The 9278-nt window shown below is 40.3% G+C and carries 7 protein-coding genes; 2 read left to right on the top strand and 5 right to left on the bottom strand.

The window, feature by feature from the left end; genetic code table 11:
* Positions 1-16 precede the first annotated feature (16 nt).
* The 3 genes from pyc to CHI10_RS09735 all read right to left on the bottom strand — a co-directional run bounded on the left by pyc (position 17) and on the right by CHI10_RS09735 (position 5380).
* Complete coding sequence (pyc, locus tag CHI10_RS09745; protein WP_095244102.1) at positions 17-3457, bottom strand: pyruvate carboxylase; 3441 nt, start codon at positions 3455-3457, stop codon at positions 17-19.
* A 180-nt stretch (positions 3458-3637) separates the two neighbouring features.
* Positions 3638-4840 (bottom strand): FtsW/RodA/SpoVE family cell cycle protein, encoded by a 1203-nt coding sequence (locus tag CHI10_RS09740; protein WP_095244101.1) that lies wholly within the window; start codon positions 4838-4840, stop codon positions 3638-3640.
* A 258-nt stretch (positions 4841-5098) separates the two neighbouring features.
* Positions 5099-5380 carry an Fpa/YlaN family protein gene (locus CHI10_RS09735; protein ID WP_095244100.1) on the bottom strand — a complete coding sequence of 94 codons (282 nt, stop codon included), beginning with the start codon at positions 5378-5380 and terminating at the stop codon, positions 5099-5101.
* A gap of 230 nt (positions 5381-5610) precedes the next feature.
* Between CHI10_RS09735 and CHI10_RS09725 the strand changes: the two genes are divergently transcribed.
* Positions 5611-6108 carry a molybdopterin-binding protein gene (locus tag CHI10_RS09725; protein ID WP_095244098.1) on the top strand — a complete coding sequence of 166 codons (498 nt, stop codon included), beginning with the start codon at positions 5611-5613 and terminating at the stop codon, positions 6106-6108.
* Positions 6109-6197: 89 nt separating this feature from the next.
* Here CHI10_RS09725 and CHI10_RS09720 read toward each other — a convergent pair whose 3' ends face one another.
* Entirely contained in the window at positions 6198-7526 is a 1329-nt protein-coding gene (locus tag CHI10_RS09720) for a PhoH family protein (RefSeq protein WP_048010618.1), read from the bottom strand.
* 339 nt (positions 7527-7865) lie between these two features.
* Between CHI10_RS09720 and CHI10_RS09715 the strand changes: the two genes are divergently transcribed.
* Positions 7866-8468, top strand: coding sequence for a YhcN/YlaJ family sporulation lipoprotein (locus tag CHI10_RS09715; protein WP_095244097.1), 603 nt, complete (start codon positions 7866-7868; stop codon positions 8466-8468).
* A 78-nt stretch (positions 8469-8546) separates the two neighbouring features.
* Here CHI10_RS09715 and CHI10_RS09710 read toward each other — a convergent pair whose 3' ends face one another.
* On the bottom strand, positions 8547-9002 hold the full coding sequence (locus CHI10_RS09710; RefSeq protein ID WP_095244096.1) for a pyridoxamine 5'-phosphate oxidase family protein: 456 nt from the start codon (positions 9000-9002) through the stop codon (positions 8547-8549).
* Between the last annotated feature and the right edge of the window lie 276 nt (positions 9003-9278).

Below are 9278 nucleotides of genomic sequence, written 5' to 3'. Positions count from 1 at the left end.
CTTTACGAAAACAGCTTTATTTTGACAACTCTATCAGCAGGTCTCCAGTTTGAATTGCTTCACCATTTGAGACAAAAATATCCTTTACAGTTCCAGAGAATGGTGCCTGTACAGTAGTTTCCATCTTCATAGCCTCTGTAATCATTAAGTGATCGCCTTTTTCGACTTTCTCACCTTTTTCTACAAGTAACTTGATGACAGTTCCCGGCATGCTGGCTGCAATATGGCTTTCATTATGCGGATCAGCTTTTGCCTTGGCTGCTGTTGTAGCTTTTATGCTTTCGTCTTTTATGCTCACTTCCCGCGGTTGGCCATTTAGCTCGAAATACACAATTCTAGTGCCGTCGGCTTGAGGCTGCCCTATCGAAACCAATTTAACTATTAATGTTTTACCTGTTTCAATTTCAATTTCCACTTCCTCACCAAGTCTTAGACCATACAGGAATGTAGGAGTATCAAGAACAGAAATATCACCAAATTGATCGCAGGTCTTAATATAATCCATAAATACTTTTGGATATAGTGCATAGGCAATTGCGTCAAAGCTTGTAACCTGCCTGCCCAATTCTTTAAAGAGTTTTTCTTTTAAGGCATCGAAGTCTACATCTTCAAGTAGTTCTCCCGGTCTGACTGTGATTGGCTCCCGGTCTTTCAATATGACCTTTTGCAGTTCAGCCGGAAAACCGCCATATGGCTGCCCAAGGTAGCCTTCAAACAGCTCTACAACAGAGTCTGGAAAATCCAGTGATTTCCCTTTATTCAAAACATCCTGTTCCGTCAGCTGATTCTGGACCATAAATAACGCCATATCACCAACTACCTTTGATGAAGGTGTAACTTTAACAATATCACCAAACATTTGGTTCACACGGGAATACATGTCCTTAACTTCATCCCACTTATCCCCAAGGCCAACTGCTTTAGCCTGCTGCTGAAGGTTACTGTATTGTCCGCCAGGCATCTCATGCTGATAGACTTCTGAATGAGGAGCTTTCATGCCGCTTTCGAAGTCCTGGTAATATTTGCGCACATCTTCCCAATAGTAAGATAATTGCTCGAGCGACTGGATATCAATTTTTGGCTGTCTATCATTTCCCTGCAGCGCGTAATACAGAGAGTTAGCGCTTGGCTGGGATGTTAAGCCTGCCATTGTGCTCAGGGCCGTATCTACAATATCCACTCCAGCTTCAATAGCCTTTGCATATGTGTAAATTCCATTTCCGCTTGTATCATGGGTATGAAGATGAATTGGAATGTCAACAGTTTCTTTCAATTCAGAAATAAGAGTATATGCTGATTGCGGCTTCAATAAACCAGCCATATCCTTGATGGCCAGTATATGTGCCCCCTGATTTTCGAGTTCCTTTGCCAAGTCTTTATAGTATTTAAGATTGTATTTCGTTCTGGCAGGATCCAGAATATCACCTGTATAGCACATAGCGGCTTCAGCAATTTTTCCTGTCTGGCGCACAGCATCAATTGCGACTTCCATCCCTTTAACCCAGTTAAGGCTATCGAAGATCCGGAATACATCGATGCCGGCGTAGGCCGATTTTTCTACGAACTCTCTTATTACATTATCCGGGTAGTTTTTATACCCGACTGCATTCGAAGCACGAAGAAGCATCTGGAATAAAACATTTGGCATTTTTTCACGTAATGTCAGTAATCTATCCCAAGGATCTTCTTTCAGGAATCTGTAAGCAACATCAAAAGTTGCACCGCCCCACATCTCAAACGAAAACATATCGGGAAGCAATTTTGCTGTCGGCTCTGCTATATGCTTCAGGTCATTAGTTCTTACCCGCGTCGCGAGCAGAGATTGATGCGCATCACGGAAGGTAGTATCCGTAATCAGGACTTCTTTTTGTTCTTTAATCCATTTTACAAGCCCTTCAGGACCTTGTTTATCTAAAATTTGCTTTGTTCCATCCTGGTAATCTGTACTGTATTTTAATCTCGGTACTCGAGGCTCTTCAAATACCGGACGTTTCTTCTTTTCAATTCCCGGAAATCCATTTACCGTTACATTCCCGATATAATTCAGCATCTTCGTCCCGCGGTCTTTCTTTTTCGAAAATAGGAATAGCTCAGGAGTTTCATCAATAAATGATGTATCATACTCACCTATTAAGAATTTCTCATGTTTTACAACATTCTCAAGGAAAGGAATATTTGTTTTTATACCCCTGATACGAAACTCCTGAAGGTTCCTCACCATTTTTGATGCTGCCTGCTGGAAAGTCATTGCATGCGTTGAGAGCTTAACAAGCAGCGAATCATAATAAGGTGTGATTACTGCCCCCTGGAAACCATTTCCAGCATCAAGCCTCACGCCGAAACCGCCGCCTGATCTGTATGCCATTAACCTGCCAGTATCGGGCATGAAATTATTTAAAGGGTCCTCTGTTGTAACACGGGATTGAATGGCAAAGCCATGTACATGAATATCTTCCTGTTTTGGAACACCAACTTCATTGCTGTGCAGCGAGTAGCCTTCAGCCACCATGATTTGCGTTTGTACAATATCGACACCTGTTACCATTTCGGTGATCGTATGCTCAACTTGCACACGCGGATTTACTTCTATGAAATAAAACTGGTCACCTGAAACCAGGAATTCCACAGTTCCTGCGTTTAAATAATCTACATTCTTCATCAGGTTGACAGCAGCCTGGCATATCTCGTCTCTCAAATTTTCCGGGAGTGAGACGCAAGGTGCAACTTCAACAACCTTCTGGTGGCGCCTTTGGACTGAACAATCTCTTTCATACAGATGAACAATATTTCCTTCATGGTCTCCGAAGATTTGAACTTCGATGTGCTTTGGTCTTTCTATAAATCTTTCAACATAAACCTCATCATTCCCAAAAGCTGCTTTTGCCTCTGATTTGGCACGCTCATATGATTCCTTTACTTCCTCAAGGTTCCTTACGATGCGCATGCCTCTTCCGCCGCCGCCAAGTGAAGCTTTAATGATAATTGGGAAGCCATGATTTTTGCCGAAGCTAATCACTTCGTCCAGGCTTTCTACTGGACCATCACTGCCTGGTATAACAGGAATTTCAGCAAGCTGGGCTTGAGTTCTTGCCTTAACTTTATCTCCAAACATATCCAGATGCTTTGAAGTAGGACCGATAAATATGATGCCTTCTTCCTCGCATCGTTTTGCGAATTCAATATTTTCAGATAGAAATCCGTAGCCAGGATGAATGGCATCTACATCACTGCTTTTTGCTATATCAATGATTCCTTCAATGTCAAGATAGGCATCAATCGGTTTTTTGCCCTCCCCTACCAGATAAGCTTCATCCGCTTTATAGCGGTGGTAGGAACCGGAATCTTCTTTCGAATAGACAGCTACCGTGCGAATATCCAGCTCTGTGCAGGCGCGGAATACACGAATGGCAATTTCTCCTCTGTTGGCTACTAATACCTTGTTAATTCTTCTGCTCAAACAAAACACCCCGTCTTTATGTATTTTTTGGCAATATTCTGCCAAATCTAAGTTGAGGCCGGGCGGGTATTCCGCTAACCGGCCATAATAACTTTGATTGGCTGCCCCGTGATGGAAGCAATTATGTAATCAGCATCTGCTGATTGATATATAAATAAAGCACTGTGAAGTTATCTGTGCTTATTTATGAATAGAAAATGTTTTTTCGGAAGCCATATCCACAGATCCCGGATTTGTCTCTTCATGTTTATGTTTATATTTCTTTTCATAATTGACGAACATAGAGACATTCACTAGAATTCCCATTGCAATCGAAAGCTGAAGCAGGGATGATCCACCATAGCTAATAAAAGGAAGTGTAACACCAGTGAGCGGTATAACACCCGAAATTCCAGCAAGATTAATGAACGCCTGAATTCCTATCATGGCGGAAATCCCGATAGCAAGCAAGCTGCCAAAAGCATCTTTACACTTTAAACTGATAAAGATTCCCCTCAGTACAATGTACCCGAGAAGCAAAATGACAAAACCTACTCCAAATGCCCCGAGTTCCTCAGCAATTACGGCCATAATGAAGTCTGTATGGGCTTCAGGAAGATACCCAAGTTTTTGTATACTCTCACCAAGGCCCAGCCCTTTTAAACCTCCTGCACCGAGGGCAATATAGGAATTCGAAAGCTGATATCCGAACTCCGATCCAAAGGGATCTCTAAATGCTTCTACCCTCCCCATTCGATAAGGCGCAAATATTTTATCTTTTAATAGAAGGATAAAAGGAGCAGCCAGCAATACTCCGAAAAGCCCCAATTTAAATATGTTCTTAAAATTCATGCCTGAAGTAAATATTACTGCTCCAGCCACAAGCAATATAATCATGGCGGAACCAAAATCAGGCTGTACAGCAACCAGGATTACGGCAAGTATGAGATAAGCAAGCGGCGGGAGAACCCCTTTGTTAAATTCATTAATATAGGGCTGTTTCTTTGCATACACAGCAGCCAAATATATAATGACTGAAAGCTTGACAAACTCTGCAGGCTGAAGGCTTCTCTTGCCGATCTCAAACCAGCTCATAGCTCCGCCCGCTACTTTTCCGAAGATAAATAACGCAATTAGGCCGAATAACGAAAGAAATACCATCGGAACAAGAAATTTGTTGCTTTGCATAGCTTTGTATGGAAATAGAGCGACAAATACGAAAACAATGCCTGAGATAATTAAATTCAGCTTTTGTTTATTGTAGAAAAAGTCGCTATCCTGATCATAAATCTGCACTGCTGTTACCATGCTTGCACTGAAAACCATAATAAGTCCAAAAACAGCTAACAGGGCTACAGCTATTATCAGGGTATAATCATATGATTTTAATATTTTTTTAAACATCCAGCCCTCTTCCCTTATCTTCTAAGTTTATTACTTATTCTACTATAGTATTAAATATCCTGCTTTGAAGAAAAGAAAAGTTAATTTAAATGTAACACAGCAAAGAAAATAATTCTATAATTATGTTATACTATTTTTAAATTAAGTTATACAATATTGAGTATTCTTTTCTTTTGGATATACTAATACCATTTTTTATAATAATAAGGTTATAAAAAAACTCAAACATTCTTTGTATGATGTTTGAGTTTTTTATTATTATTTTTTTACTGAAGCTTCGTGGAGCATGGAGAGTTCCCTTTCCAATTCCTCTAAAATAGCCTTTCCTTCAGTCTCTTCAATTAATCCAAGACGGACAGCAAAATCTATTTCTCTGGATAAGCCAAACATCTGGGTATCAAGAACTTCCTCATATAGAGGGCATTGAGGCATGGTTAGATTATCCATCTGCACCTTTATTAACTTTAATATTTTAGCAGCATCTGCCTTCAAAATGGCATTTGCTTTTTCTTTGTGGTCAATAATCATGTCAGAAGCCAACTTTAAATCCCTCCATTTCCGAGCGATTATCCTATCTATAAATTTTATACTTAAGCATGGAAAAAAGCAAGGATAATAAGGGATTCGATAAAGAAAGGATTCCCGCATGAATTCAGGACTGCACTAATAAGGAATGTCATCAATATTGCCTGTATGACAAGCGCCTTAAAAATCTGTATACTTAAATCATACATATATTTAATATAAAAGCTGCTGCCAGGAGGTTCAATATGGAAAATATTATTGCTTTCAAAGGAAACGTAAAATATCAAATCACCTTAGATCCGGGAGTCTGGATATTTGATGACCGCAGGGTTGATTTGACAACATACTTTATGCAGGAAAATATCAGAAAAAATGAACTTGAGGAATATACTAAAGCAGTCTCAAAGCATTGGGATAGAGAAATTATAGAAGGCGCAGTTTTCCCTCCAACACTTAAAACAGAAAAGAAATTTGAAAAAGAAAAGGTCCTGACAGGCACATTCGGAATACCTTTTAAACCATTCCTAATGAATGCGGAGCCGGAAGAGAATGCTGAAATCGTTGTTATTGAAAGCGAAGATGGTGAAACCAGATTGACTCTATCTGAAGCAGAAGAATTAATATTGGGGTTCTCAAAGGATGGAAAACCATTAAAAGAGGATGGGCCTGTTCATGCCTATCTCGGGGATGGGAGCAACCAGAATTCCCCTATAAAAAGAGTGAAAGCATTTAGAGTGGAATGACAGGAGAGGGCGAATTGCATCGCCCTTTTTCTTCGCAGTCTCTTCCCCCGGCATGAAAACCTCAGAATTCACGAGCCCTGTCATGCAGGCTATAACAGGTCAGCAGCAAGCTGGGCCAAGCCGGATCTCTCACCTTTAACAAGTTTGACATGACCCGAGATAACCTGATCTTTAAATCTTTCCACGACATAGGTGAGACCGTTGTTATAAGCATCCAGGTAGGGATGGTCTATCTGCTCGGGATCTCCCATCAGTACAATTTTACTCCCTTCCCCTACCCTGGTTAATATGGTTTTTACTTCATGCTTCGTCAGGTTCTGTGCTTCATCAATAATAATGAATTGATCCGGTATGCTTCTGCCTCTGATATATGTCAGGGCCTCCACCTCAATCGAGCCCATACCTGCCAATATGGCATCCAATTCACCCGGCTTTTTGACATTAAACAGGTACTCCAGATTATCGAAAATCGGCTGCATCCATGGTCTTAGCTTTTCCTCTTTTTCACCCGGAAGGAATCCCAAATCCTTGCCTACAGGCACAATGGGGCGGGCGACCAGCAATTTTTTGTACTGTCCATAATCTTCGGTCTGCATTAAGCCGGATGCCAGCGCCAAAAGAGTTTTTCCAGTCCCAGCCTTGCCGATAAGCGTAACAAGCGGCAGGTCGTTTCTCAGTAACAGCTCAAGAGCCATTGTCTGCTGCACGTTCCTCGGCTTGATCCCCCATATATGGTCATGATCAAAAATAAGTTTTTTCACTTTCTTTCCACTTTTGTCCACTATACCAAGTGCAGACGATGAGGAACCAAGCGCATCTTTCATCACCAGAAACTGATTCGGATAGAAAGGATGATTTGCTATTTCAGAAAGTGGCAGTTCTCCTTTTTCATAAAAACGGTTCATAATATCGAGACCTATATATACCTCCAGAAAACCGGGATATAAATGATCATTTTCAACTACACGATCACTTAAGAAGTCCTCTGAAATTAGCCCGATAGCATCCGCTTTAACTCTGACTAGGGCATCTTTGCTTACCAGGATTACCGTTCGTCCATTTTCTTTTGTCTCTTCCTCCAAGGATAAGTTTTTTGCAACTGCCAAAATCCGATTATCATTCGTTTTTTCTACAAAGATCTCCTGAAGTTCATGAAATGATCTATGATTTAACTCAATTCGCAGGCTTCCGCCATTTTCAAGAGGTATTTTCTCATGTAGCTTACCTGTCTCTCTCATGCTGTCAATCAGCCGGGATACTTGCCTTGCATTCCTCCCAATTTCATCCATATACCTTTTCTTAGAATCAACCTCTTCCAGAACTACAGCCGGAATAACTACTTCATTATCTTCAAATGAAAATATGGAATTAGGATCCTGCAACAAGACATTGGTATCTAATACGTAAATTTTACTCAATATGATGCCTCCTGCTCCTCATGTGTCTTGGTAAAGCAAATTGCAAAAGCGAGATCCCCTGCCTGCAGATTTGCAGTTTCATGAAAAAGATCACCTTCATTCCTGATGGATTATAATCCTGTTGTTCTATATTATTCAGCCTTCGAAAGATGTTGATTAATTAGGAAGAAAGGCTTTCTTAGGAAGTGGACAAATCTATCTTGGTAAAAATATATGTAATGCCGAATAAAGATAGAAGAAATTTTGCACAATAACATTAAACAATCCTCAATATTCCTGAACCTGAAGAAGTTCAAGCTTTCATTTTCAGGAAATTCAGATGTCCCGGAGGTGTCAAATATGAATAAATGGCTGCTTGTTTGGATGACAGGATTACTATTAACAGGGTGCGGCATGAACAATCAGGCCCAAGATCATCAGGAACAGAAAAACATCAACTCAGTAAATGTTAAAAATAGTACAATACAGGAAGTTGACAGAGAGACTGGACAGCAGGTTTCCAGGCATCTTGTCAATTTGGCTGTCCGAGTTCCCAATGTCAATGATGCAACAGCAGTTGTACTTGGACGCTTTGCAGTAGTTGGAGTAGATGTAAATAAAAATCTCGATCGTTCTGAGGTCGGATCAATCAAATATTCAGTTGCCGAAACCCTTAAAAATGATCCTCATGGTGCAAGAGCAATTGTAGTGGCTGATCCGGATATTAACGCCAGGCTTCGGGAAATAGCCGCTGACATTCAAAACGGAGAGCCCCTGCAGGGAATCATGAATGAACTGGCAGATATCGCCGGCCGGTTAATGCCTGAAGTCCCAGCCGACCTGGTTGATCCTAAAAAGAAAAATGAGAAAAACGCAACCGAAGATCCAAAGAAAAGACTCAACAATGATCAGGAAAAACAGCTTGAACAAAAACAGGAAAAACACTCAAATTATTATAAGTAAAAGCGTCACTACCGATGGTATTTATTGTTTAGCGGTAAAACGGCTGTTAGAACAACAAAAGCTTAGTTCCCTGGGGAACTAAGCTTTTTTCATTGCCTCCATTACCTGTTTGTCCAAACGGGCTGCTGCATCTTTATCGTATGTTTTGTCATATTGAGGTTCGACAGTGATTTTAGAGCCGTAAAACATGACATCACGGACTTCCTTCACAGTAATGGCCATAAGAGCGAGCTTTAAAGGTACGCCTTCCATCTTTTCAGCCTTAACCGATGCTTCACCTGCGATGGAGTATGTAGATTCATTCGCGATAATGTTCAGAACAACTTTGTTATTGCTATTTATGTTTTGAACAATTCTCGAACGGTTATCAACTGCAAAATATAATGTTTCGTCATCTTTTGCCAGTATCCATGAAATCGCATTAACATTAGGCCCGGCAGTTTCAAAGTCAATAGTGGCAAGTGTGACGAAACGTTCCTTTTGCAATTCGTCATATAATGGTTTGATTAATTTCGGTTCTACCTGATTTGCCATTCTTTTCCCTCCTTTATTAATTTCATCATAGTATGATAACGCTTTTCTTTCAACTTATAACATCTCTTTTTCAAGTTTGATTAAACCTGCAGCGCTTTCTATACTAATATAAACTAACACATGAAACCCGATACGGGATGACCGTAAAAAAATTATTTGCCGCAAAGCATTCGAATCAGACCTTAACTTATACTATAATGGTAATAACAACAGTTAAAACAATATGCTCTTTTTCAAAGATTGTTTTTTACGTTTATGAATTCTGCCCGTTGATTT

This window comes from Bacillus sp. 7894-2 (assembly GCF_002272225.1).
Lineage (GTDB): Bacteria > Bacillota > Bacilli > Bacillales > Cytobacillaceae > Cytobacillus.
The sequence above is the reverse complement of the archived record's forward strand: the minus strand, read 5'-3'. Positions and strand labels throughout refer to the sequence as shown.